Raw genomic sequence first — 25,288 nt, 5'->3', positions numbered from 1 at the left:
GACTTACAGGAGTTGTGAATTAGTCAAATTTATTTTTTAAATAGTACTTGCCGTCTAAATCATCGTCAAAGTCATCTTTATTAACCTGCTTAGGTTTAGGTTTGGATGCAGTGACCTTTTTTTTCCAAAGTTCAAAATTATCTTTTGATAATCGTTTACGCATTAATTCGGTAACATCGTTTTCACTGATGCCAAATTCTTCCTTTATAGCTTCAAAGGGTTTACGTTCTTCCTGTGCCATGCTGATTAGTCTTTCCAAACTCTCTCTGTCTAATTCAGCTATTCTACTTTTTCTCATTAAATTAATAAAAACAAAATTGTATTAAACTTTCCTGCAATGCTTATACCAATATTAATAAAAAGGTTTGACTTTTAAAAATTTTTTTAAGTTTGATGATCTCTATATTTTTGAAAAGGTATTGCCAGCAAATTAAGGAGTTTGTTGTTTTCTTCTTCCTTCATGTGAGTGTCTACTCCATATATAAGTTCTTCACGGGGCATTACCATAAAAGTGCCGAATAATCTATCCCAGATGGAAAAAATATTCCCATAATTACTGTCGGTGTAAGGTAACATGTAATGATGATGTATTTTATGCATATCAGGAGAAACTATAAAATAGCTGATTATTTTGTCTAACGATTTGGGCATCTTCATATTGGCATGGTTAAACTGTGATAGTAATACCGAAAACGATTGGTACATAAAAAACATCCAAACAGGTGCCCCCACAATAATTATAGCCGCTGTAGTGAAAATAAAACGGATTACACTTTCACCGGGATGATGACGATTTGCCGATGTAGTGTCAATCCAGGTATCGGTATGGTGTATTAAGTGAAAACGCCACAAAGACTTTGTTTTATGCTGTACATAATGAGCCGAATAAGCACCTATTAGATCCATAAGCATTAATCCTATAATGGCTTTTATCCAAAGGTTGTCAATGTGGAGCCAATGTATTATTCCAATGTTTTCCTGAGTAACCCATGCAGCGCTTTTAAATAATATGAAAGCCAGGGAAAAATTAATCAATATTGTCGTGAATGTAAAAAACAAATTGATTAATGCATGATGTATTTTGTTGTACTGGAATTTGAATAACGGAATACCGCTCTCAATAATCCAAAAAAATGCTATTCCGCCAAAAAGTATAATACTTCGGTGTGATGGAGGGATGGTTTCAAAATAATGGATGATTTCTGTTATCATAGATTGGGATTTCTGATTTACCCAAATATAGTGAAACTATTTTATAATTCTGAAAGTCAGATTAATTCTGCCTCCGACTTCTTTTTGGGTTTTAGGTATTTGATGTTTCCAGAAATGCTGTGTGGTGCCTTTCATAATTAAAAGGCTTCCGTTTTGCAATGTGATGTTTTGTTTTGCTGTTTTAATGGAATTATGCTTGAGCTGGAAAACTCTTTCCGCACCAAAACTCACCGAGGCTATGATTGGATTTCTTCCCAATTCTTTTTCATTGTCGGCATGCCACCCGTTACTGTCCTGTCCGCTGCGGTAATAATTCAATAAAACAGTAGTGAAGTTTTCCTGACATTCTTTTTCAACTTCTTCTTTAATAAACATCAGCAAAGGATTCCATTGATGCGGATGCATGACAATATTGGAGTAGCCATAAGGTTTGCCTTCATTTCCGTAAAGAGCAGTTAACCGGGGTTGCAAATGATTTTTTCCGTAAACAGTTATAGTATCCTGCTGCCAGGGAATTTCTGTTTTTAACCTTTCAAAAAGAGTATGGGCTTGTTCCGATGAAAAGAAATCAGGGAAATACTCGATTGAAGCATCGGGCAGGTCAAAAATTATTTTTTCTTCTGGAAACAGACTCATCTTATGTATATAAATAAGCCCAGTAAATTAATACTAATTGTATGGGTAAACGAAGCAGTAAAACCCATTTAGGAAGACCAAAACCAGCTTTCTCGTTTAAATACATATTCAAATTGGCTGGAAAAATTGCGATTAACAATAGTATAATTCCCCATGCTGAAAATTTTGTAACTGATGGGATTAATAGTCCTATTCCCAAAATAATTTCGGCGAGCCCACTTAACTTGTTAACAAGATTTGGATTCGGTAAATAAGAAGGTATAATACGAATATACATTTTGGGGTTTCTAAAATGATTGAAACCAGCCAAAATGTATAAAAATGCCATTACATATAAATGCCAGTGTTGACTCATATTTTTCTAGGCCATTGAATGTTCATAATCACTATGGCTAATATAATTAAAATTATACCAACCCATTGTGAAAAAACAACGGTTTCATTTAAAATCATAAAAGCCATCATTACCGAAACAGGTAATTCCAATGAAGAAACGATACTTCCTAAACCAATTCCTGTATAAGGAAATCCTGCATTCATCAGCATAGGAGGAATGATTGTGCCAAAAAGAGCCAGAACAATTCCCCATTTGACAAAAATACCTAAGTTGAAAGGTGTTACCTGTGTTGCAATTGAAAAACCAAAAACGATTACAGCACCACCTAAAAGCATGTATAAACTACGTTGCGCAGAAGATATGCCAAGCGCAATACGGTTTGCAGTAAACATAGTAGTTGTGAATGATGCGGCAGCTAACACACCCCACATGATTCCTCTCCAGTCTAATGCTATGGATTTACTGAATAAGTTGGTCGCTAATGCAGTACCAAGCAATACCACACCAACAGAAATTACTTTTTGCAGTGAAGGGGCTTTTTTATCTAAAAACCATTCCAGCAATACACCCATCCAAACTGTTTGCATTAATAATACTATTCCAATAGATACCGGAATATATTTTACAGCCAGATAGTAAAAAACACTGGTCATCCCTAAAGATGTTCCAGCCAGCATTAAATGCATAATATTTTTTGGTGTGGCTTTTACGACCTCTTCTTTTTTCTTGAATTTTTGAAAAGCATTAATAATCAAAATTCCTAAGATTCCTAAAATGAATTGTGATGAGGTTACCTCTGCAGTAGTGAAGTTTTCTTTGTATGCCAATTTTACAAAAGTGGCCAGCATTCCATAACTCGTTGCACCTAATCCAACTAAAAAAACTCCTTTTAAAACACTATTCTTCGACATTTTTTCAAAATTAAAAAGCCGGCAAATATAATGGATAGTTGGTAGTATTTAATAAAAATTGAATGTTTTTTCAAAAAAAGCGCCAAAAGGCGCTTAAAATTATCTTCTTCTGGTATGGACAGCTCTCACTTTTCCTGCCCTTCCTTTATGGATTACTGTTGTTCCTTTCCTGCTCTTGACAATGGTTGCGGAGCGGTGTCTTCTTGGTGCATATGATTTATGTACAACTACACTGCGGGTAGGTGTTCTATGGATATATGTTTTGTGAATATGACAGCGCGTTACGAAGATATTATGACGAATAGGACGCCATGGTCTCCACCATCTTGGATATACTTTCCAGCGTACCGGGGAAACCCAAACTCTGTAACCCGGAGCATAAATAAAACGAACACTTGGCCAAAACCATACATTAACAATTACCCGAACCGCTGTTAATTCTGGAATTGAAGGACCTTTTTCTTTTCCTGTGAGTTTTTCTGTTAGATCAAAGGGTTCGGCAATTGTATTTTCTTCATATAAATCTTCATCACCAAAAATTTGTAACCGCGCTTCTTCTTTTCCGGTCTTTTCAATTACGATAGTCGCTACATCCTGTTTGTCGTTTTCGCCCACTAAAGCAGATAAAACCAAAACATGCTGATTGTTATCTGTAACATCTTCAACAGTCACATAATCAGTGTTTCCGTCGTTGTTTAAATCCAGATTGTTGATTTCGTTTTTTTCGTTGTTTATGAGCTCTTCAAATTCCTCAATAGTGCTGGCTTTTTTCAGCATGGCAAGCGCACCTTCAAGGCTGAAGCTTTCTCCTGAATATTCCGGAGTATCATTTTCCTGGGCATAAGAACCTGTCATCCCCAAAATGACAAATAACGAAGCAAGATATTTTTTCATAGTCTGTATTTTTTTGGTTTAGTAAGTAGGACTATTTAAAACTGAAAAGGTTTAATCTGTTTTTGAAAATTCTTCTAAATCGCCCAGATGTACTCTTAAAGCGTTAACCGAAATGCTGATTTCCCAAAATGAAATTCCCAGTGATACCAATAGACTCAGCATGCTCAATCCAAAGAAATAAATGGCAATGTTTTGTAAATCAAAAAACAATAAAAACATGGCGAAAACCGACAAAAACAAACAAAGTACACCCATAAGCTGCATGAAGCGGATAAGAGTCAGACGTTTGTTTAGATTTTTAATTTCAAGAAGGATTGATTTGGTATGGTGTTCTTCATAATTCTTTTTAAGGCTGCGGATAATTTGTGCGATAGTTAAAAACCGATTGGTATAAGCTAATAAGATTAACGAAGTGGCCGAAAACAGTAATGCCGGAGTTTCTATGGATAAGGTCATATTAATTTTTTTCGGTGTATTGTTTGAAATTTTCTAAAATAGCTTTCCAGCCCTGTTCCTGCATTTCAAGTGAATTCTCTTCTTCCGCATCAAAAGTTTCTACAATTTGTGTTTCATTCTCGGCTGCCGAAAAATTAACTTCTACTTTTCTGTTGTCAGGCATTTTATAAGCAAGTTTTTCGTTGGGAATTACATCAGTGTAGATGCCTTCAAAGTCAAAAGAAAAACTTCCGTCTTTTGCAGCCATGGTGTGATTAAACTTTCCGCCGATTTTTAAATCGCTTTCCGATTTTGGACAGTGCCAGTCTTCTGATGCCTGATTCCATTTTGTAATGTGCTCAGGTTGGGTAAAAAAACCCCATACTTTCTCAACTGGTGCATTCACACTTGTTTTTACAGTGATTTTTTTCATTTTTTAGTTTTAGTTTATGAAATTAATTTTTAGGATAAGTTTTCGGCAATTTGTTTTACAATTGCTAAACCTTTAGGAAAAGCGTCTTCAAAATAAGCGGCATGGCTTTCTACAATGTCCATTTCGACTTTAATAGTTGTAGTTCCGTTGTTTTCACTCAAAGAATAGTTTTCTCTGGCACCTGACCAGGATTTTGTTTCTTTTGTAATGGGCTGTTCTTCATTGTTTTTTATTTCACCATGATGGGTAAAAAACATTTTCTCATAAGGTATTAATTCGGTTATTGTGCTGTACATTCCTTCGCCGGTTGGAGTTAAAAAATGAATTTTACCGCCTTTTTGCCAATCGCTCACAGCATAAGAGCCTTCACAAAAAGCGGAAGTCCATTTGCGGTAATTATCATCTTCCCATAATGCATCCCAGGCATTTTTTGCCGGAGCATTAATTTCAACTTGAAATTGTATCTGTTTCATATATGTAATTTTAATTGTTATTGGTCATATATGTTATCGCTATTTATTCATTGGTTTTGTTTACAACAAAAGTTTTGTTAGTGGCGATTTCACGATTTTATCTTTTTTGAATCTTCTTGTTTTCTAAAATTTACAATTTTTGTTATCAATTCGAGGGGTAAATCTTTATCTAGAGGGAACTGTACAGTGCCTTTTCCTCCCTTAAACTGATTAAGTTCTTCAAATCCTTGAATTTCTCTGGGAGCCGGATATAAACTGATATGTTTGGCAAAACCTGCAAAATAAATTACGAAGCCATTTATTTTATAAGCAGGAATCTGATAACTGATTATTTCAGTTGCTTCAGGCAAAATGGAGCCTATTATTTTCCTTATTTCCTGCAGTTTGACCTTGCAGTTTTCCGGAAAATGATTTATATATTCATCAACGGTAGTAAAACGTTTAGTCTCCATAAGAGTTGAATTCATTCAAATTTAATGAAATTTCGTGTAACGTTTGACTGTTATTTTAGTCTTATACTAAAATTTTCAAGCAAATCATGTACAAATTACAAGCCTGTATTTTATTTCTGTTTTTAGCAACATTATTAAATGCGCAAGAATCAAGTCAGCAATCATCAAAAGAAAAAACAAAAGAACTAGGAGAAATAGCTATTGTTAAAGAAAAAAAAGCTGTCGAACAGAAAGCCGACAGAACAATTTTTGAGTTTGCCAGTCAGTCACATTTAAATTCAGGTTCCGTTTTAGAAGGAATAAAAAAACTCCCTGGTTTGGTTGCTTCAGAAATTGCAGGAATGATGTACCAAGGGAAGCAATTGGATGTTTTTATGGATGGCCGTCCGCTTAATATCACTTCAAATGAGTTGAACTCTTTTCTTGAGGGAATGCCTGCCAATTCCGTTGAAAAAATTGAAATAATTACAAATCCGGGAGCTGAATTTCCTGCAACTTCGGGCGGTGCTATTTTGAATATCATCACAAATAGAAAAGCAAAAAACTATTTATCGGCTACCTATACAAATACGACAAACTTCACGGCTTATGATAAGTTGCGTTCACGGACAAACAACAGTTTATTGCTAAGTGCAAAGAATAAATATTTTGGCTGGCAGTTTAATGGCGGCTATAATTATGCTGAAAGAGCTTTCTGGTCAAACGTAATTAACAATGAAGGAAGCACTCCAACGATTTTATCTAAAAACACGGGTGTAAGAATATTACGAACGACATTCGCAAAATCAGGATTAACATTTGACTTTGGAGAAGACAGATTATTGTTGAATTATGATTTGTTCTATAATAAAAACAATAGTTATACCGATGCTTTTGGTACTTTGCCTAACAGTACAACTTTTGAAACTTTCGATAAAGGAAATACAAAAAACCTGCGTCAGGATGCTGTAATAACATTCCAGAAAAGATTTAGTGACAAAACAAAAAAACTCGATTTTAAATTCAATTACAATAGGTCAGGTTCTGATTTTACTTTAGATTCTTATACTTTGAATGAAAATGTTTTAGATAATTCTTCGACTCAGAATTTCTATAATTTTAAAGCGGATTATTCACAACCTTTAAAGATTTTCGGTGATGGAAAAGTTTCATTTGGAACGCTGTATGAAGTTTTGGATTTTGAAACGCAAAGTCAGGAAGTCACAAATTTAGATTATAAAAGGAGGACAGCGTCAACGTATTTAGAGTTTCAGACAAAATTTAAAAAATTTGATTTTACTGTGGGTGGAAGAGGAGAAGATTACGATATAAGCGGTAAAACGGCTACTGATAATCTGACTCCTTTTAGACAATTCAAATTTTTTCCAAGCGCAAGTATGCAGTACAATCTTGCAAGTCAAGTTTATTTCGGGATGAATTACAATAAGAAAATTACCTTGCCAAGTACTTCTGCCTTGAATCCCAATAATACAAATTATCAAAACCCTAATGTGGGTTATCAGGGGAATGCACAATTACAGCCCACAATCTTTGATAATTATGAGATTAAATTAAGTGCTTTCGATTATATGTTTATTGGTTATAATACGAGTATTGGTAAAAATCAAGTGGTACAACGGGTGACTTACGAAAATAATAAAGTAATCAATACAAATGTGAATGTACCTGAATTAAGGATTCATAATTTTAATTTTGGTTTTCCTATTCCTTATATGCTTTTTTCAAAAGGTGTAAAGGAAACTGTTAAAACAATGTCTCAGGGAGCAAATCCTGATAAAATTAATTTCTTATACCTCTATGCAGGAAGACAAAAACATGAAATCCCTGATGTTGATGTTAAACCATTTTGGATATATAATTTGATGTCTCAGATTATTTTGCCTGCAGATATTAAATGGGTTACTAATTTCAGCTATATAACTTCTAAAGGGAATTATTTTTATTTTGTAGCTCAAAAGCCTTTCAATAATAGTCTGGATATGACTTTTTCCAAAAAGTTTTTGTCAAATCAGTTGACGGTTTCAGTAAATGTTGATGATATCTTAAACAGTAACCGTTCTGTTTTCAGCGCTGTTGGAACTAATTTGTATCTGACTAATAAATCAGATACCAGACGTTTTGGTTTTTCAGTAAGCTATAAAATTCCAACAAAAAATAAATTGGCTAAAGAAGAGCCTAATATTTTGAATAAAGAGAAAAAAGAAGAAAACGGAAATGTAATAGGTAATTAATTAAGACGGCGTCCTAAAAGAAAAATCAACGTCCGGTTCGTCACTCCGATGTTAGGAGGAGTCTTATGATCAATGTTATGTGATTTCATCCTTTGATTGAAATGACAGGTTTGTAGGCTTTTCGGACACCTTCTTTTATTTTTATTTACGTTGTAAATTAACTTCCTGTTAAGATTTTTTGTAGGAATTCGGGCTTATATTTGATTACTTCTAACGCATTATTTTCCAGGGATGAAATTTATCTGCTCACTTTTACTATTGATGACTTTAAGCTGTCAATCCTCAACTAATTCAAAAGATTACTCCGGTTATCATAAAAAAGCTTTGGCATACTGCAAAGAAAATGCAATGAACGGCGGTTATTATTTCTTATTGGATTTGAGCATTCATTCCGGTAAAAACCGGTTTTTTATTTATGATTTTAAACAGAAGAAAGTAATAGAACAAAATATTGTGACACACGGCGCCTGTGATCATTTTGAAACCAATGTGACAAAATACCAAAAAGCCAGATTTTCTTCAAGACAGGACAGCCACTGTTCTATGAAAGGGAAATTTAAAATAGGTAAAAGGGATTACAGCACATGGGGTATAAATGTAAAATACTGGCTGCATGGTCTTGAGGAGCAAAATAAAAGTGCCGTTGACAGAGTCGTGGTACTGCATTCATGGACTCGAGTGGCTGACAAAGAAATTTTTCCGCGTTACAGTCCTTTAAGCTGGGGATGTCCAGCTGTTTCCAACGCTTTTATGAGAAAACTGGACACACGGTTACAGGCAGCTGAAAAGCCGGTTTTATTATGGGTGATTGAATAAAATATATTGATTTATAGCTTTTTAACCCATCGTGTTCTTTTTTGTTGTATATTTGTACTTTAATATTATAGGTTACTGCCTCTGCATTACTGTTTCGTTTCAAAAAAATACTACTTTCAGTTATCGCTTTTTCAGCCACCATTTTTTAAAAACCTATTTTTTTTATCTCTACTATTAAGTCATTACACGTTTAGGTTGTATTCATTTCTATAGTTCTCGATATACACTAATAGAAAATTTTCGATAATACAATTTTAAATATATATATGGCAGATTCTTATTCAAAAAAAGAGAATAATAAGAAAAAAGTAAAAAAGCTTCAAGATAAACTCCTTAGAAGGAACGACCGTAAGGTGAATAATAATAAGGGCAAATCCCTTGAAGACATGTTAGTCTATGTAGATGCAAATGGAAATTTAACATCAGTTCCTCCTCATTTGCAACAAACCGAAACTCCCGTAAAAGCCTCAAGAAGAGATACCGAAAATACAAATGGAGTGTCTACCGGTACCATAACATTTATGCAGGAAAAAGGATTCGGTTTCATTACAGAAGACATCACAAGAGATAATGTTTTTTTCAATTTTGATATAAACAATACAGAGTTTAAGAAAAATTGTAAAGTAAGTTTTAAAAAAGAAACCAGCGCTAAAGGATTTAGAGCTAGTGATATGATAATAATTAATTAAATATAGTAAAAATGCAAGAAGGTACAGTAAAATTTTTCAATGAAACGAAGGGATTCGGATTTATAACATCAGCAGAAGGTGGTCAGGATATTTTTGTTCACAGTTCAGGATTGTTTGATAATGTAAGAGAAAACGACACAGTTGTTTTTGAAGTAGAGCGCACACCAAAAGGTTTAGCGGCAGTAAATGTAAAAAGAAAGTAATTTTTTTATACCATAAAAGAAAGCCCTGTCTTACAATAAGACAGGGCTGTTGTTTTTATAAAATGTTTTTAAGTCTTACTTCAGCGCTTCAAAACTACGCTTCACAAACGAAGTCAATTCTTCTCCTTTCAATAAACCTTGAGAAAGTTTGGCTAAATCCAACGCTTGTTTTACTAGGTCAGCTTTCACTTCTTCACTTTCTGTATGAAGGATAGAAGTAGCCAAATCAGAGTTGGTATTTACCACTAGATTGTACATTTCAGGGAAATTCCCCATGCCAAACATACCGCCACCACCAGTCTGACTCATTTCTTTCATTCTTCGCATGAATTCAGGTTGTGTAATGATAAACGGAGCAGAAGTACTGTCAAGCGATTCCATTTGAACCGTATAGTTTTCTTTAGGAACCACATTTTCAATAGTTACTTTTAGTTTTTCTTTTTCCTCGTCAGAAAGCTTAGAAATCTGATCTTCTTCTTTTTGAATCAATTTATCTATATGATCGGCATCTACACGGCTAAATGTCACATTTTCATTGTCAGCTTCCAGTTTTTGAATTAAGTGTGAAACGATTGGCGAATCCAACAACAATACCTGGTAGCCTTTTTCCTTAGCAATGTCAATGTAGCTGTGCTGTGCGTCTTTATTGGAAGCATACAATACCACCAATTTACCGTTTTTGTCAGTTTGAGTGGCAGCAAGAGCTTCTTTCAATTCTGCCAACGTGTAGAATTTACCTTCTGTAGTAGGATATAATACAAAATCACCTGCTTTTTCATAGAATTTAGGTTCAGATAACATACCATATTCTAAAACAATCTTAATATCGTTCCATTTTTTTTCGAAATCTTCACGATTTTCGTTGAATAACGATTTTAATTTATCCGAAACTTTTCGGGTGATATAGTTTGAAATCTTTTTTACATTTCCATCGGCCTGAAGATACGAACGCGATACGTTCAACGGAATATCCGGAGAATCCACCACACCTTTAAGCATCATTAAGAATTCAGGTACAATTCCTTCCACATTATCGGTTACGAAAACCTGATTTTGGTATAATTGAATTTTATCTTTTTGGATTTGTAAATCCGAAGATAATTTAGGGAAATACAAAATACCCGTCAGGTTGAAAGGATAATCCACATTCAAATGAATATTGAATAAAGGATCCTCAAAATTCATTGGGTACAACTCACGGTAAAATCCTTTGTAATCCTCTTCAGTTAAATCAGAAGGCTGTTTGGTCCAGGCTGGATTAGGATTGTTGATGATATTGTCAACTTCTGTAAATTCCGTTTTGTAATCATCACCCGCATCTTCCGGTTTAGGCAACGCTTCTTGTTTAGTGCCAAACTTAATCGGAATCGGCATAAACTTATTGTACTTCGTCAACAATTCACGGATCTTGAATTCTTCAAGGAATTCCAATGAATCATCAGCGATATGCAGAATAATTTCAGTACCTCTTTCCGTTTTGTCATGCGGTTCTAAAGTAAATTCAGGACTGCCGTCACAGGTCCAGTGCGCCGCAGGCTCTTCTTTAAACGATTTTGTAATAATTTCTACCTTGCCGGCCACCATAAAAGCCGAATAGAATCCAAGACCAAAGTGACCTATTACACCTGAATCTTTGGCAGAATCTTTATATTTTTCAAGGAATTCTTCAGCACCTGAGAACGCAATTTGGTTGATGTATTTTTCTACTTCTTCAGCAGTCATACCTAATCCCTGGTCGATAATGTGAAGTTTTTTTCCTTCTTTGTCTATTTTAACTTCAATTAACGGATTGCCGTATTCTACTTTGGCTTCACCTATACTTGTCAGATGCTTTAATTTTAAAGTCGCATCAGTAGCATTTGAAATTAACTCACGAAGAAAAATTTCGTGGTCGCTATATAAGAACTTTTTGATTAAGGGAAAGATGTTTTCTACCGAAACATTAATTTTTCCAGTTGTCATAGTTGAATGTTTTAAAATTTGTATTCAATCATTTTCAAATAAAATACCAAAACGTAAAATATGACAAAATGACGGATTAAAATTTTATAAACCTATTTTGAAATTGTGTAAATTAGTAAGAAATATTTGATTTAATTTTGCAGCATTAACATACATTAATATGAAAAGATTTTTGGTTTTATTAGTTTTTGCAGGAATAATGGTTTCCTGTAAGCCTAAACAGTCATTGGTTACAACGGGTGTTGAAAGAAAAACACAGGTAGCACTTAAAGGGGATTGGGTTATTAATTCAGTAGAGTATTCGGGTTCTGAATATTTTAAAGTTACATCGTTTGAAATAGCTGATGCCAAATGTTTTGAAGGAAGTGAGTGGCATTTGGTTTCTAATAACGATTCAGGGACTATGGCGTTGAAAAAAGCCGGCTGTCCTGATTATTCTTCTGATATTAAATGGTATGTGACAGAAGAAAAACAGTTTGTTTTAAAGCTTCTTAAAGAGGGGGACAAACCCAGAAAAGTTACTTCGGGTTATATTCTTATTGTGTCAAATGTTACTGAGAATTCATTCGATCTGACAGACAAAATGCAGGTTGGAGGCAGTTCAGGTAAAGTTGTGTATCATTTTAAAAGAAAATAAAAATAGAAGAGTATGAAAAAATTAGCTGTATATACATTGTCAGGTGTTCTTTTGTTAGGTACAACAGTAAGCTGTGAATCTATTAAGAATGCAAATAATACGCAAAAAGGAGCTGTAATAGGAGCTGTTGGGGGTGCTGTTTTGGGCGGCGTAATTGGTAATAACGTAGGAAAAGGAGGCAACGGCGCTTTAGGAGCTGTTCTTGGAGGTGTTGTAGGCGGCGTTGTAGGCGGTGTGATAGGAAATAAAATGGACAGACAGGCGCGTAAAATAAGTGAGTCGCTTCCTGGTGCACAGGTGGAAAGAGTAGGAGAGGGAATCAAACTGACTTTAGGGGAAAACTCGGTTAATTTTGATTTTAATAAAGCTACATTGACCGGTAAAGCAAAAGGGAATTTAGATAAACTGGTGCCGGTTTTTAAGGAATATCCGGATACTGATATTGAAATTTTTGGACATACTGACAGCAAAGGAGCCGATGATTACAACATGAATTTGTCTAAACAAAGAGCAGAGTCGGTAAAAAATTATTTATCAGGAAAAGGATTAAGTTCTTCCCGTTTCAAAATTGTAGGTATGGGTGAAACAGAACCAATTTCGACAAATGACACTGATGATGGCCGTGCGTTGAACCGACGTGTGGAATTTGCCATCACAGCGAATCAAAAAATGATTGATGATGCTAAGAAAGAAGCAGGTCAGTAATATTTTATAAAATTTAACAAAAGCTGTCCTCCGGGACGGCTTTTTTATTGGTAATTCTTGCTATTTTTGTGACCCTAATTTAAAAGAATGCTTCAGGTAAACAATATATCATTTGGTTATACAGACAAAACAATTATCAAGTCCGTTGATTTTCAAATTGAAAAAGGACAGAATATTGCCGTTATAGGTGAAAGCGGCTGTGGAAAAAGTACGCTTTTAAAACTGATTTATGGACTTCACGATTTGGGTGAGGGCAATATTTACTGGAATACTACTGAAGTTTTAGGCCCTAAATACAATCTGGTTGCCGGAATGTCTTTTATGAAATACATGGCTCAGGATTTTGGGCTGATGCCTTATGAGACCGTTTCGGAAAGTGTAGGGAAATTTCTTTCTAATCAATTGTTGGCAATTAAACGATTGAGAATTCAGGAACTGCTCGACATTGTGGAAATGGGGGAATATTCAAGAAGCAAGGTGAATGAATTGAGTGGCGGACAGCAGCAAAGAGTAGCTTTGGCAAGGGTTTTAGCTTTAGAGCCCGAAGTACTGTTGCTTGATGAACCGTTCAGCCATATTGATAATTTTAGAAAAAATGCATTGCGCCGTAATTTGTTTGCTTATTTAAAAGCCAAAGGAATTACAGTTATAGTGGCAACCCACGATAGTACCGATGCTTTGTCATTTGCTGATGAGACAATAGTATTAAAAGACGGTGAAATTGTCAGTAAAGCGCCTTCAATGCATATTTACCAGAATCCTGTAAACAAATATGTAGCTTCTTTGTTTGGTGAGGTAAATGAATTGGTAATCAGTAAAAACGGTCTGTCTGAAACTATTTTAGTGTATCCGCATCAGTTTAAAGTGGCAGAAAAAGGCACTTTGAAAGCAACTGTAAAACAAAATTATTATAAAGGCGGACATTATTTAATCAAAGCCGCTTTTAACGGTAAGCCGCTTTTTTTTGAACACAACACTTCTTTGGAATTACAGCTGGATGTAACGCTGGAGGTCGTGAAATAATAAAAACTCCCAAGAATGCAATGCCTCTGAAAGTTATATACTGTTCAGGGGCTTTTTTTTGGAATAAAAATTAAAAACAGTTGTGCTGGAATCCATAGTAAATGCTTTGAAGGTTTTTACGCCGTTCACCCATTAATGATGTTTATATATGGTTGTGGAAAACGATTAACAGTTTTAAAGTAAATAAGTTAAGTTGTCGGTAGTGGGAGATAATTTGAATGATTTAAAGATTATAAGCTTAATTTAATGCTGAAAACAGTTCCAAAAAAAGAAGGTTGTACTGAAAGGGGAGTATTATGTTGTCTATATATGCTTCTATGTTATCCAATGTTAATTTAATGTAAAGTCAATTACAGATTAAAAATTTATATTTTGTAATAAAATACTTTCAATTTTGAATAGTTATTAAATATTTCTGCTTTTTGTAAATAGATTGCCAATAAGCAATAGTCAGCGTCTTTTCTAAAATTAAAATTAAGTTAAGTTGCTGAAAAACAATTTTTTGTAAGAAAAACCGCACTATATTTGCACTGTAATCTTAAACAAAATAAAAAAAGAAACCATGAAAAAATTAATGCTTTTATTAGGTGTTTTATTAATGAATGTTACGTTTGCTAAAACAAATGAAAGTAAACCATTCGATGATTATCCAAAAGCAGTAGTAAACATAACTAAAATGTTAGGTACTCTAACGATTAATGAGGATTTCGAAAAAACTGAAACGATTAGATTCTCTGCAATGGTTAACAGTAACAATGAGCTTGTAGTATTACAGGTGAATACAAATAATGAAGTTTTTAAATCTCATTTAATTCAAAAATTGAATTATAAAAAAATAGAAAACGGAGTAATGATTCCAGGTAAATTATATTCTTTTGTTGTGAAGTTTAAGCCTGAATAGTTTTATACCGTATATATCTCAAAAGACTCCTGCCGGAGTCTTTTTTGTGCTTTTATTTTTGGATAGATTTATATATTGTTTTTGTCAGAAATATGCTGCGGGCAATATTGCCGGATTGGTATTCAATTGAACAGTATGTGTTTTACGATGCGCAGCAGTATAAAATTTATTCGGACAAATAAAAATGGGTGTTAGCAGAATGCACCCTTTTGAGTTATTTTTACTTTACTTCAGATGTGTTTTTCCCCATTAATTTCCAGATGGGGCAATATCCTGTAAATGCTGTAACTAATAAAATTACCGCTATAAGAGACAAAATCCAGCTGAATCCTCCTTTAACAACTTCAAAGAAATCCAATCCAGCTAATACAATTGCAAGAATAATTCTAACAATCTTATCGGTTTGACCAATGTTTTTAATCATAATTCTTAAGTTTAAGGTTAATGATTCTCAAACTTAATGATTTATAATGATTTTAACAAGTAAAATACTGGTTATTAGTTGTTTGGAGTTTGTGATTTGTGTGTTTGTAATTTGTTGGATTTTATAATAAACGTATTCATATCAGACAGATTGTGTTTCAGAAAAAGCCAAACTTTCTTCGTAAGTAGGACCATACAATCCCGGTACTTTGTTTCCGGTAGCTCTTAAATAAACAATCATTTCACCGCGGTGATGATACAGGTGATTCATTAAAAAGCCTCTGATTACCTGAATTCTGGGCATAGGAGCCATTAATTCTTTATCTCCAAGCACCATTGACCAATTGTCATACAAACGCTCTTCTTTTAAATTCTCTAAACTATGCTGTGCTTTTTTGATATTTTCCTCAAATTTAGATAGAATGTTGGATGCTTTGGTAATATCCCCTTTGTCATATTTATAAGCCCCCATATCAAATACATTGTCTTCAATGGTATTGTAGTACCAGTTGTAAACTTCTGCGATATGAGAAGCCAATTGAGCGGTTGTCCAGGAATTCTCCGACGGTTTGTATTCTAAAGCATCATCCGGAATTGCTTTTAATAATTTACGGGTGTTTTCTACTTCGTGTAAAAATTCACCAAGAAGCTGTTTTGTAATCATCATGTCAATTTTAAAAATTTATTTAAAATTAATTGATAATCAGTTAATTGGAATTAAAAAATTGTTAAAAAATCAGTCCTTTTTTTTCCCGTTTTTATAATTTACTTTTTCAACTATCTGAATTTTTGGTGCCGTTTTCTTTTGAGTTGTTTTAGGCTTGAAAGCAGTTTTTTTCTTGAATTCCGTTTTTGGTTTGTCGTTTTTCGGAGCAGTTTTTTGGAATGTTTTGGCTTCCGATTGATTTTTCTTTAAAACCTCTTCAGGATTCTTTGGATTTTCCTTGGTTCCTCTTAAATGAATAACTAAACCATTCAAAAAATTACGTAGTACCTGATCACCGCATTCCATATATTTTGGATGTTCCTCCTGACGGAAAAAGTTTCCGACTTCGCCTTTAGACATTCTGAAATCTACTAATTCAAGGATTTCAACAATTTGATCATCACGCAACTGAAGTGCTACTCTAAGTTTTTTGAAGATTTCGTTATTATTCATGCTTATATTGTTTTAAAAGCCAAAGGTACGCTTTTGGAAACGCTTCACGCCATAATTTTTCATTATGTTGACCTCCTTCAATTACCTGAATTTCTATCTGGCTGGGAGAATTCACTTTTAGTTTAAGCAAATCTGTCATTTTGCTTAAATCATAAACCATGGAGTCATCTTCAGAATCACCGCATAAAAAATACATTTTGGCATTTGTTTTCGGGCTTTTCTCTGTTAATGAATAAATATCATTGCTAAACCAAAAAGAGGGAGAAAAAACGATTGCATTGCCAAAAAAATCAGGATGTTTCAAAACAGCATAATATGAAACAAGACCGCCTAATGAACTTCCGGCAATAGTTGTTGATTCAGGTTTTTTTATTGTTCTGTATTTTTTGTCTATGTATGGCTTTAGGGTGCTGACTGTGAAATCCAAATAATTGTCTGCATTGCCGCCTCCGTGTTTTTCATTTTTGTAGGGTGTCAGTTCTTCAATTCTTTTATCATTTCCATGTTCAATACCTACTACAATAGTTTCGGCATGTAAACTGTCCAAAGTCTCGTCAATATTCCATTCCCCGGAAAACGACGTTGATTTATCAAACAAGTTCTGGGCATCGTGCATGTAAATTACCGGATATTTCTTTTTGGTTTCTGTATAATTTTGAGGCAGATATATCCAGATTTTCTTTGAAGTCATAAGTTGAGGTGCTTCAATAATAAAACTGGAGACCTGTTTGCTTGCTGTGCTTTCCTGAGCCTCAATATTTTGAAAACCCAAAAGAAATGTAATTAGAAAGAATATTTTTTTGAACATATTTCAGATTTACATTAAAAAGTATAGTTTTGCTAAAAATAGGCATTTTATGGATTCATACGAAGAGAAAATAAGTTTACTGTCAGAAATGATCGCTTTTGCAGTGATTGACGGAGAATTGCATGACCGGGAGTACGATTTTCTGAAAATGGTTTCAGAAGAACTGCATATTGACAAAGAAACTTTTTTGGCCTTGTTTAAAAAAAGAAACGAGTTTGAAGTAATTAAAGATGAATTCCACCGAATTCTTCATTTTTACCGATTAGCGTTATTAATGCATTGCGACGGTGTTTTGCATGAACACGAGCGCATTGCTATTAATGAAATAGGTATTAATATGGGCTTGAACCCTAATGCGATGAAAAGAGTACTGCATTTAATGGAGCAATCACCAGACCAAATGGTAGATGCCGAAGTGCTTTTAGGAGCTTTTCACGAGCAGTTGAATTAATTTTTTTCTTGCAGTATTTTTATCTCATCCCGAAGTTTTGCAGCCTGCATAAAATCTAAATCTTTTGCAGCTTTTTCCATGGCTTTTCGTTTTTCGCGGATTTTCTTTTCTATTTCAGGTTTAGACAGGTATTCGCTTTCTGGCTCAGCAGCTTTCAGAACCTGATTTTCGTAATATTTGGTTGAAACGGAATTAGAACTAAGCGCATTCCCTAAACTTTTGTTCAAAGCTTTTGGAACCAAATTATTAGCTGTATTGAAGTTGATTTGCTTTTCACGGCGGTAATTGGTTTCATCAATGGTTTTTTGCATTGAAGCTGTAATCTTATCGGCATACATAATGGCTTTACCGTTTACATTACGTGCCGCACGGCCAACAGTCTGGGTTAAGGAACGATGACTGCGTAAAAAACCTTCCTTGTCGGCATCTAAAATGGCTACTAAGGAAACTTCCGGTAAATCCAGACCTTCACGAAGTAAGTTAACTCCAATCAGTACATCAAAAATACCTTTACGTAAGTCCTGCATGATTTCCACACGTTCCAAAGTATCCACATCTGAATGGATATAACGGCAACGAATGGAAACTTTAGTCAGATATTTGGCTAATTCTTCTGCCATTCTTTTGGTCAAGGTTGTCACTAATGTACGTTCGTCAAGTTCACAGCGTTGCTGAATTTCTTCTATTAAATCATCAATTTGATTGGCACTTGGACGTACTTCAATAATAGGGTCTAATAAACCTGTTGGACGAATAACTTGTTCTACATAAATTCCTTCCGATTTTTGCAATTCATAATCGGCTGGTGTAGCGGAAACATATAAAACCTGATTTTGAAGGGCTTCAAATTCTTCAAATTTTAACGGACGGTTATCCATCGCTGCGGGTAATCTAAAGCCATATTCCACTAGATTTTCTTTACGGCTTCGATCACCACCATACATGGCATGGACCTGCGAAATTGTTACGTGACTTTCATCAACCACCATTAAATAATCATCAGGGAAATAATCAAGCAAACAGAATGGTCGGGTACCGGCATCACGGCCATCCAGATACCTTGAATAGTTTTCAATTCCTGAACAATAACCTAATTCCCGAATCATTTCCAAATCGAAGTTGGTTCGTTCTTCCAGACGTTTTGCTTCCAGATGTTTGCCTATTTCTTTGAAATAATCAACCTGTTTGACTAAATCCTGTTGAATTTGCCAGATTGCATTTTGCAATACATCAGGAGATGTCACAAACATATTGGCGGGATAAATATTGAGTTTTTCGTAACGCTCGATTACTTTTGAGGTTTTGATGTCAAAAGCTTCTATTTCTTCTATGTCATCACCAAAAAAATGAATGCGGAAAGGCTCATCAGCATAACTTGGAAAAACCTCTACAGTATCTCCTTTAATGCGGAAAGTTCCAGGATTAAAATCAGCTTCAGTACGGGCGTATAAACTTTGAACCAAACGATGCAAAAATTTGGTTCTGGAAATATTTTGATCTTTTTCTATTGAAATAACGTTCTTTTGAAACTCCACAGGATTTCCGATACCATACAAGCACGAAACCGAAGCTACCACCAAAACATCCCTGCGCCCTGAAAGCAGGGCAGAAGTGGTGCTTAAACGGAGTTTTTCTAATTCGTCGTTGATTGACAAGTCTTTTTCAATATAAGTTCCTGTTACCGGAATAAAAGCTTCAGGTTGGTAATAATCGTAATAGGAAACGAAATACTGCACCGAATTATTCGGGAAAAATTGCTTAAATTCCGAATATAGCTGAGCAGCTAATGTTTTGTTGTGTGCCAATACTAATGTTGGCCGCTGTACTTCCTGAATAACATTAGCTACTGTAAATGTTTTTCCGGAACCGGTTACACCTAAAAGGGTTTGGTATTTTTCATCGTTAAGAATACCCTTGGCAAGTTTTTCAATTGCCTGAGGCTGATCCCCCATAGGTTTATAATCGGATATGACTTGGAATTTCATAAAAACAACTTCAAAAATTCAAATTTACAAAGTAATTAATCAAAGGATTCAATTAATAATAAATTACCTGTCTCGTAGCTCACAATAACCATTCCATCTTCAGCAGCATGGTTACTGCTTCCGGTTCTGAAGCCCAGCGTTAAATTATCATTTTCGAGCGGATAAAACAAATTTTTTGAATGGATTCCACCAACTTCTCCAATGGGAATCAGTGATATGATACTGTCTTTAGTGTACCATTTTTCAAATTTATTCGGCAGTAAAAATATTTTAGAATGATCGTCTATAATAACAATCTTTAATTGATCTTTATATCGTATAATATTGGTAATATTGGTGATCGTATGATCAGCTCTTTTTCCTGTTGCCCAAACCACATTTACAGCTTTATGACCTTTTTCTATTAAATATTCGAAAGCTTTTTCCAAATCGGTTTTATCTTGATCAGGCGAATACACTATTTCTAACGGATATTGCTTTTCTTTGTAATATTCAGGAGAAAAACCACGGTCAAAATCACCTAATAATACATCAACTTTTATACCTAAATCAATAACTCTTTCTATAGCAGAATCCAGTACAATTACATAAGGAGACCATTCAAGCAATTGTCCTAATAATTCTTGTGAACATTCGGCGCCATTGGCTATGATTAAAGCAGGTTCCTGATCGTCTCGGACAATATGGTGTGAGGACATTTTTTTGGGTAAAGATACTAAAGACTTTATATTTATTACTTTTTTTTATTTTTCAAAAAAATCAGTTTAAGGAAATATTGAAAAAAATGATGCTGAATACAAATCAAAAATCCCGGTATAAAGTTTTGTGCTTTACTGCCGGGATGTTTTATTACTATAGATTGTAAGATGTAAATTTCAGTGGATTGAAAATTAAATTAATTGGTTACCGATTTTGTTATCAGGTAAGTTTCATTAAGATATTTTTCAATATCCAATTTATACTTGTCAAAAAATGTCATATAATCTTTTTGTACAAGTACTATTTCACGGGAAATAATATATTCATCAAATTTTTGATCTACAAAAATACTTTTTCCGCCTTTAGGCAAATTGATGATATAAACTATATTTTCTGAATTAATATTCATCTTGGGTTTTTCTGAATTTAGATCTATTTCAAAACCTGCATTGCTTAATTTTGAAATATTGTTGGCTGAAAACTCTTCCAGAGTCATATCTTTCTGACCTAATTCTTCTATTGCTAACTCTATGCTTGTTATCAAGGCAACATTTGCTTTGTCTTTTCTGGGAGCATTGACAAATGAAAAGCTATTATTGGTATTAAATGAAGACCATTTGTCAACTTCAGGAAGTTTAAGTTCAAATTTATTGGAATATTCTTTTAGTTTTTTCTTAACTGAATGAAATGAGTCTTCCAGTTTTTGTGATTTTGAAAAATTATGGAATACATCACGGCCTAATAGTCTGTAATAAGTAGTGTTGTCAACATTTGGGTATAAAGATGCATAGTTCTCTTTTAGTATGTTTTTGTCTGAGAAAATTTCATCAATATGATATAGTTTTCTTGGACTTTTATTTAACAAGACTATTTTTTCCAAAGATTTTTTTTTCTCTACATCAAAGGCATTTATGACTGAGGTTAAGTAAATTACAAATTTATCTTCTTTAAGATTTTCCCTGAAAAAACCCAGAGTTTCATCAATTACAATAACACTTTGCCAGTTGTCCTGTTTTAATGTGTCAAAATTAAGTTTTGATTTGTCATTAAAATATTTTGTTACCTCATTTTTGTTTTTAACAGTGGCATCTATGGATTGATTTAATTTTTCATAGTTGCTTTTAATGAAATCGGCATGTTTGAATTTATATTCCTGAAAACCATCCATTAAACTGATCAGTTTCTTGGATTTTTCATCATTTAGATTGTTTTGGACTGATTGTGAAATCAATACACCTAAAAGTCCACCGCCGGTAAAAGGAGTATTATTAAGATCTACTTTAAGATTGTTCTCTCCGTTAACTATTACAAGTACTTTTAATTTTGTGTTTTGTGATATCGAGTTTGTATAAAAAAATAATGCTGCTAATAAAATTAAATAATGTTTTAAATAAAGAAATTTGAAATTCATGATTTTTTTAGGTTTAATAGATTGTTTTCTTTTAATGAAATAAAAAGTAAATTTAAAAAAGTCTTTTTTAAATAAAACAGCTTTCATTAGTTTTATTGAACTGTATATTCCTTAGTGTCGCTTTCGCTTAAATTGAAGGACCCATAGGGAAAATTATCAGGATTGGTTTGATTGACGATATTTCCTCTTAAAGTTGCCGGTGGTGTAGCAAACGGATTCCCTGAGTTTTGGCTTGAAATGTTTATCAGCTTATTCATAAAATTGTAATGAGAAAGTGTAACACATTGAACACCAAGTTTAAGAGTGTTGCCTTTTATCACCTCATTAGGATAAAATCCAAACATTAAATTTCCTTGAAAAAACTCATCGCTTACTGATCCATATTCTGCATATTTAATTTTAGGATTGTCAACTCTCAAAAGGTAATAATTGACTTCATTTTCATCATCCTGAAAGAAATATTTAATATGAATTTCATCTTTGCCACCAATGCCTTTAACAGTTTCTTGTTGAATATCTACAATTGGAGGAGTAGGTAATAACTTGGCAGTTGATGAATATGTTTCACCGTTGTAGATTACTTTTAATGTGTATGTTTCGTTTACAAGAGGTGAAAAATTGCCACAAATATAATTAGGTGTATTGGGTGTCTGTATAAAATTAAATATAGTATTTGCAGCATCAGTAATGGTAACTATTGCTCCATTGGCAGGTAATATATCGCTTGTATAAAAATCATTTGTCAGGCTTAGCTTGACAGTTTGTAAATTTCCATCGGTTCCTAATTGCCATTTTATATTAGCCTCAATAACTAACTTAGGTTTAGCATTTTCAAGAGGAACATCGATCACTTCTTCACAACCGGATAATAATAAAAAAGTTGCGATTATTGAGAGGTATTTAGAGATTACTTTCATGATTTAAAATTTAAAATTATAGGATGCAGAAGGAACAATGCCAAAAATTGAAAGCTTTACTGCCTCGTTTACACCTGTTTCATCATTTTGTCTGAAGTTAAAAGAGGTGGCATTTTGCCGGCTGTACACATTGTAGATACTGAAAACCCATTCGGCCTGCCATTTTCTTGATTTATTTTTTCTTGGAATCAGTGTGGCTGAAATATCCAGATGATGGTAAGCCGGTAGTCTGTTTTCATTTCTTGAGTTGTAGCTAGGAACAACTACATCACCATACACATATTTTCCGTTAGGAAAAGTAACAGGTTGTCCTGACTGTAAAGTGAAATTTGCCCCGAAAGTCCATTTCTCATTAAGTTTATAAGCTCCTGTTACAGCCAGATTGTGGGTTTTATCATAGCCTGAGCGATACCAGTTGCCATTGTTTATGCCAATTTCTGTAGGTGTTCTTCCTGGTGTTTGCTGTTCCGATTTAGATAAAGTATAAGCAATCCATCCGGTTAAATTACCGGTGTTTTTTCTTAAGAGCATTTCCAAACCGTAGGAACGCATTCTTCCGTTTAAAATTACCTGTTCTATGGCTTCATTGGCAATTAAATCGGCACCATCAATATAATCCATTCTGTTTTGAATGCCTTTATAATAAGACTCTATTTCTACTGTATATTTATCTTCTTTAAAATTATTAAAGTAACCTACAGCAATTTGATCAGCAATTTGGGGTTTGATATAATTATCACTTGGAGTCCAGACATCCAATGGAGTAGGTGAGGCTGTATTTGAAATAAGCTGCAGGTATTGCACCATCCTGTTATAGCTTAATTTCAGAGATTGGTTTTCATTTATTTCATAAGCCATAGCAAATCTCGGTTCTAAAAAATCATAAGAAGCTATTTTTTTATTACTACCAAAATATTTTGTAGAAGTCGGAACTGCTTTTTCATAAATTTTCAATTCTTCATCATATACTACCGGCTGATTGTTTTCGTAATAATTTATAGTTGATGCCCCTAAGCGATAGAACAAACTATAACGCAATCCGTATGAAATAGCCACCTTATCATCTATTTGTTGTTCTGCATCCATGTAAACAGCAGGTTCAAATGCATATTTTTCATCTAGTTTTTTGTAATTGATATTTGATTTTTCATTGATGGGTTCAATAACTCCTGGATTAAAATTATTGAATACTGTATTAATTCCATAATTCAATTTTAATTTATCAGATAAATAATACTTCAAGTCGTATTTGATATTGTAGTTTTTAATACCTGACTGCCAGTCAAACCCAATAAAATCAAGTTTTAATCCATAATAATAATCACTGTATATTAATGAAAGGTTTGAAAATAATTTGTCTGAATACAAATGATTCCAACGAAGATTTAAGGTCGTGTTGCCATAAGTATTGGTAAAACTTTCATTAAGTGAAAATATGTCCCGACCAAAATAACCGGATAAATACAAGCTATTATTTTTGTCCAGTTTATAATTCAGTTTTGCATTTAAATCATAGAAGTAGGCAACGTTTTTATTGTCGGTAAATTTTAAAAACAGATGTGCATAAGAACCGCGGCCACCTACAAGAAAAGAGCCTTTTTCTTTTACAATCGGACCTTCTGCAAGCAAACGGCTTGTAATCAATCCAATGCCTCCATTCATTGCAAACTTGTTGCTGTTTCCGTCTTTTTGATAGATGTCCAAAACAGAAGAGGCTCTTCCTCCAAATTTAGCGGGGATACCTCCTTTATATAATTTTAAATCTTTTATAGCATCCGGGTTAAAGACTGAAAAGAACCCAAAAACATGTGAGGAATTATAAACTGTGGCTTCATCAAGTAAAACCAAGTTTTGATCCGCACCGCCGCCACGGACATTAAAACCGGATTGTCCTTCACCGGCATTGGTGACTCCGGGTAAAAAAAGTAATGATTTGATGATATCAACCTCGCCAAGTACAACGGGCATTTGTTTTATGGTTGCAATAGAAAGCTTGTTGACACTCATTTCAGGTTTTCTGATGTTGGCTTTTATCTTATTGTCGGATACGACTATTTCCTGAAGCTGTTTGCTTTCTTCCTGAAGCCTGATGTTTAGTTTTATATTTTGATTTAATTCAAAGTTTTTTTCTTCTCTTTGGAATCCAACATAACTAATTATCAATATATGATTTCCTTTAGGCAAAGTGATGGAATAAAATCCATATTCATTTGTGGTTGCATATATTGAAGTTCCTTTAATTTGAAGGGTTACGCCAATTAAGGTTTCATTTGATCTTGCATCAGATATGACACCGCTTACAGTATGCTTTTCTTGAGAAAATGCGGAGAAGTTAAAGCATAAAAGAAAAAGTAATAGTTTATAGTTGAGCATTATAAGTAAATTTGTTGCTGTAAAATTCGGTAATTTGTAAGTAACAAGTGTTAAAGAGAAGTTAATAAAAAAGGCTACCCAAACGGATAGCCTTTTAAAATATTGATCGATA

Annotated in this window: 29 protein-coding genes; 9 read left to right on the top strand and 20 right to left on the bottom strand. The window is 33.8% G+C overall.

The window, feature by feature from the left end:
• Positions 1 to 19: 19 nt before the first annotated feature.
• The 10 genes from EZM65_RS03450 to EZM65_RS03405 form a co-directional block, all read right to left on the bottom strand.
• Positions 20 to 298: a TIGR03643 family protein gene (locus EZM65_RS03450; protein ID WP_136667119.1), complete on the bottom strand. Its 279-nt coding sequence runs from the start codon at positions 296 to 298 to the stop codon at positions 20 to 22.
• 86 nt (positions 299 to 384) lie between these two features.
• Positions 385 to 1,209 carry a sterol desaturase family protein gene (locus EZM65_RS03445; protein ID WP_136667162.1) on the bottom strand — a complete coding sequence of 275 codons (825 nt, stop codon included), beginning with the start codon at positions 1,207 to 1,209 and terminating at the stop codon, positions 385 to 387.
• A 39-nt stretch (positions 1,210 to 1,248) separates the two neighbouring features.
• A complete protein-coding gene (locus EZM65_RS03440) occupies positions 1,249 to 1,848 on the bottom strand; it encodes an alpha-ketoglutarate-dependent dioxygenase AlkB (RefSeq protein ID WP_136667118.1) in 600 nt (199 codons plus the stop codon).
• Between the two features lies 1 nt (position 1,849).
• Positions 1,850 to 2,203 (bottom strand): DoxX family membrane protein, encoded by a 354-nt coding sequence (locus EZM65_RS03435; protein WP_136667117.1) that lies wholly within the window; start codon positions 2,201 to 2,203, stop codon positions 1,850 to 1,852.
• Positions 2,200 to 3,096, bottom strand: a complete 897-nt coding sequence (locus tag EZM65_RS03430; RefSeq protein ID WP_136667116.1) for an EamA family transporter — start codon at positions 3,094 to 3,096, stop codon at positions 2,200 to 2,202. The genes EZM65_RS03435 and EZM65_RS03430 overlap by 4 nt, the downstream gene beginning before the upstream one ends.
• Before the next feature lie 99 nt (positions 3,097 to 3,195).
• Positions 3,196 to 3,990 (bottom strand): hypothetical protein, encoded by a 795-nt coding sequence (locus tag EZM65_RS03425; RefSeq protein WP_136667115.1) that lies wholly within the window; start codon positions 3,988 to 3,990, stop codon positions 3,196 to 3,198.
• A 51-nt stretch (positions 3,991 to 4,041) separates the two neighbouring features.
• Entirely contained in the window at positions 4,042 to 4,446 is a 405-nt protein-coding gene (locus tag EZM65_RS03420) for a DUF2721 domain-containing protein (RefSeq protein WP_136667114.1), read from the bottom strand.
• Between the two features lies 1 nt (position 4,447).
• Entirely contained in the window at positions 4,448 to 4,858 is a 411-nt protein-coding gene (locus EZM65_RS03415; protein WP_136667113.1) for an SRPBCC family protein, read from the bottom strand.
• Between the two features lie 29 nt (positions 4,859 to 4,887).
• Positions 4,888 to 5,331, bottom strand: coding sequence for an SRPBCC domain-containing protein (locus tag EZM65_RS03410; RefSeq protein WP_136667112.1), 444 nt, complete (start codon positions 5,329 to 5,331; stop codon positions 4,888 to 4,890).
• 89 nt (positions 5,332 to 5,420) lie between these two features.
• Positions 5,421 to 5,798 carry an iron chaperone gene (locus EZM65_RS03405; protein ID WP_136667111.1) on the bottom strand — a complete coding sequence of 126 codons (378 nt, stop codon included), beginning with the start codon at positions 5,796 to 5,798 and terminating at the stop codon, positions 5,421 to 5,423.
• Positions 5,799 to 5,869: 71 nt separating this feature from the next.
• Between EZM65_RS03405 and EZM65_RS03400 the strand changes: the two genes are divergently transcribed.
• From EZM65_RS03400 to EZM65_RS03385, 4 genes are all read left to right on the top strand, one after another.
• Positions 5,870 to 8,014: an outer membrane beta-barrel family protein gene (locus EZM65_RS03400; RefSeq protein ID WP_136667110.1), complete on the top strand. Its 2,145-nt coding sequence runs from the start codon at positions 5,870 to 5,872 to the stop codon at positions 8,012 to 8,014.
• Positions 8,015 to 8,245: 231 nt separating this feature from the next.
• The gene (locus tag EZM65_RS03395) at positions 8,246 to 8,830 is read left to right on the top strand and encodes a murein L,D-transpeptidase catalytic domain-containing protein (RefSeq protein WP_136667109.1); all 585 of its coding nucleotides are present in this window, start codon (positions 8,246 to 8,248) and stop codon (positions 8,828 to 8,830) included.
• 266 nt (positions 8,831 to 9,096) lie between these two features.
• Positions 9,097 to 9,519, top strand: a complete 423-nt coding sequence (locus tag EZM65_RS03390) for a cold-shock protein (protein ID WP_136667108.1) — start codon at positions 9,097 to 9,099, stop codon at positions 9,517 to 9,519.
• Positions 9,520 to 9,530: 11 nt separating this feature from the next.
• Positions 9,531 to 9,722, top strand: coding sequence for a cold-shock protein (locus EZM65_RS03385; protein WP_136667107.1), 192 nt, complete (start codon positions 9,531 to 9,533; stop codon positions 9,720 to 9,722).
• 75 nt (positions 9,723 to 9,797) lie between these two features.
• On the opposite strand, the gene htpG is transcribed toward EZM65_RS03385, so the two are convergent.
• Complete coding sequence (gene htpG, locus EZM65_RS03380) at positions 9,798 to 11,684, bottom strand: molecular chaperone HtpG (RefSeq protein WP_136667106.1); 1,887 nt, start codon at positions 11,682 to 11,684, stop codon at positions 9,798 to 9,800.
• A 160-nt stretch (positions 11,685 to 11,844) separates the two neighbouring features.
• On the opposite strand from htpG, the gene EZM65_RS03375 reads away from it, so the two are divergent.
• From EZM65_RS03375 to EZM65_RS03360, 4 genes are all read left to right on the top strand, one after another.
• Positions 11,845 to 12,321: a hypothetical protein gene (locus EZM65_RS03375; RefSeq protein ID WP_136667105.1), complete on the top strand. Its 477-nt coding sequence runs from the start codon at positions 11,845 to 11,847 to the stop codon at positions 12,319 to 12,321.
• A 12-nt stretch (positions 12,322 to 12,333) separates the two neighbouring features.
• Positions 12,334 to 13,026, top strand: a complete 693-nt coding sequence (locus EZM65_RS03370; protein WP_136667104.1) for an OmpA family protein — start codon at positions 12,334 to 12,336, stop codon at positions 13,024 to 13,026.
• Positions 13,027 to 13,113: 87 nt separating this feature from the next.
• Positions 13,114 to 14,049: an ABC transporter ATP-binding protein gene (locus EZM65_RS03365; protein WP_136667103.1), complete on the top strand. Its 936-nt coding sequence runs from the start codon at positions 13,114 to 13,116 to the stop codon at positions 14,047 to 14,049.
• A 562-nt stretch (positions 14,050 to 14,611) separates the two neighbouring features.
• On the top strand, positions 14,612 to 14,950 hold the full coding sequence (locus tag EZM65_RS03360) for a hypothetical protein (RefSeq protein ID WP_136667102.1): 339 nt from the start codon (positions 14,612 to 14,614) through the stop codon (positions 14,948 to 14,950).
• A 220-nt stretch (positions 14,951 to 15,170) separates the two neighbouring features.
• Here the strand turns inward: EZM65_RS03360 and EZM65_RS03355 are convergent, their stop codons facing one another.
• The 4 genes from EZM65_RS03355 to EZM65_RS03340 all read right to left on the bottom strand — a co-directional run bounded on the left by EZM65_RS03355 (position 15,171) and on the right by EZM65_RS03340 (position 17,340).
• Positions 15,171 to 15,374, bottom strand: a complete 204-nt coding sequence (locus EZM65_RS03355) for a DUF2892 domain-containing protein (protein ID WP_136667101.1) — start codon at positions 15,372 to 15,374, stop codon at positions 15,171 to 15,173.
• Positions 15,375 to 15,515: 141 nt separating this feature from the next.
• Entirely contained in the window at positions 15,516 to 16,040 is a 525-nt protein-coding gene (locus tag EZM65_RS03350) for a DinB family protein (RefSeq protein WP_248574812.1), read from the bottom strand.
• 69 nt (positions 16,041 to 16,109) lie between these two features.
• On the bottom strand, positions 16,110 to 16,532 hold the full coding sequence (locus tag EZM65_RS03345; RefSeq protein WP_136667099.1) for a DUF1456 family protein: 423 nt from the start codon (positions 16,530 to 16,532) through the stop codon (positions 16,110 to 16,112).
• The gene (locus tag EZM65_RS03340) at positions 16,525 to 17,340 is read right to left on the bottom strand and encodes an alpha/beta hydrolase (protein WP_136667098.1); all 816 of its coding nucleotides are present in this window, start codon (positions 17,338 to 17,340) and stop codon (positions 16,525 to 16,527) included. The genes EZM65_RS03345 and EZM65_RS03340 overlap by 8 nt, the downstream gene beginning before the upstream one ends.
• A 49-nt stretch (positions 17,341 to 17,389) precedes the next feature.
• Here EZM65_RS03340 and EZM65_RS03335 point away from each other — a divergent pair, with 49 nt between their 5' ends.
• On the top strand, positions 17,390 to 17,791 hold the full coding sequence (locus tag EZM65_RS03335) for a TerB family tellurite resistance protein (RefSeq protein WP_136667097.1): 402 nt from the start codon (positions 17,390 to 17,392) through the stop codon (positions 17,789 to 17,791).
• Here EZM65_RS03335 and uvrB read toward each other — a convergent pair.
• The 5 genes from uvrB to EZM65_RS03310 form a co-directional block, all read right to left on the bottom strand.
• Positions 17,788 to 19,776: an excinuclease ABC subunit UvrB gene (gene uvrB, locus EZM65_RS03330; RefSeq protein WP_136667096.1), complete on the bottom strand. Its 1,989-nt coding sequence runs from the start codon at positions 19,774 to 19,776 to the stop codon at positions 17,788 to 17,790. The genes EZM65_RS03335 and uvrB overlap by 4 nt on opposite strands.
• A 35-nt stretch (positions 19,777 to 19,811) precedes the next feature.
• Complete coding sequence (locus tag EZM65_RS03325) at positions 19,812 to 20,474, bottom strand: thiamine diphosphokinase (RefSeq protein ID WP_136667095.1); 663 nt, start codon at positions 20,472 to 20,474, stop codon at positions 19,812 to 19,814.
• A gap of 197 nt (positions 20,475 to 20,671) precedes the next feature.
• Positions 20,672 to 21,886 (bottom strand): hypothetical protein, encoded by a 1,215-nt coding sequence (locus tag EZM65_RS03320; protein ID WP_136667094.1) that lies wholly within the window; start codon positions 21,884 to 21,886, stop codon positions 20,672 to 20,674.
• 92 nt (positions 21,887 to 21,978) lie between these two features.
• Positions 21,979 to 22,803, bottom strand: a complete 825-nt coding sequence (locus tag EZM65_RS03315; RefSeq protein WP_136667093.1) for a DUF4249 family protein — start codon at positions 22,801 to 22,803, stop codon at positions 21,979 to 21,981.
• Between the two features lie 3 nt (positions 22,804 to 22,806).
• Positions 22,807 to 25,176 carry a TonB-dependent receptor gene (locus tag EZM65_RS03310; RefSeq protein WP_136667092.1) on the bottom strand — a complete coding sequence of 790 codons (2,370 nt, stop codon included), beginning with the start codon at positions 25,174 to 25,176 and terminating at the stop codon, positions 22,807 to 22,809.
• Positions 25,177 to 25,288: the final 112 nt, after the last annotated feature.

Source organism: Flavobacterium sp. H122 (assembly GCF_004959765.1).
Classification (GTDB): Bacteria; Bacteroidota; Bacteroidia; order Flavobacteriales; family Flavobacteriaceae; genus Flavobacterium.
Note: the sequence above shows the minus strand (reverse complement) of the source record. Positions and strands in the feature narration are given on the sequence as shown.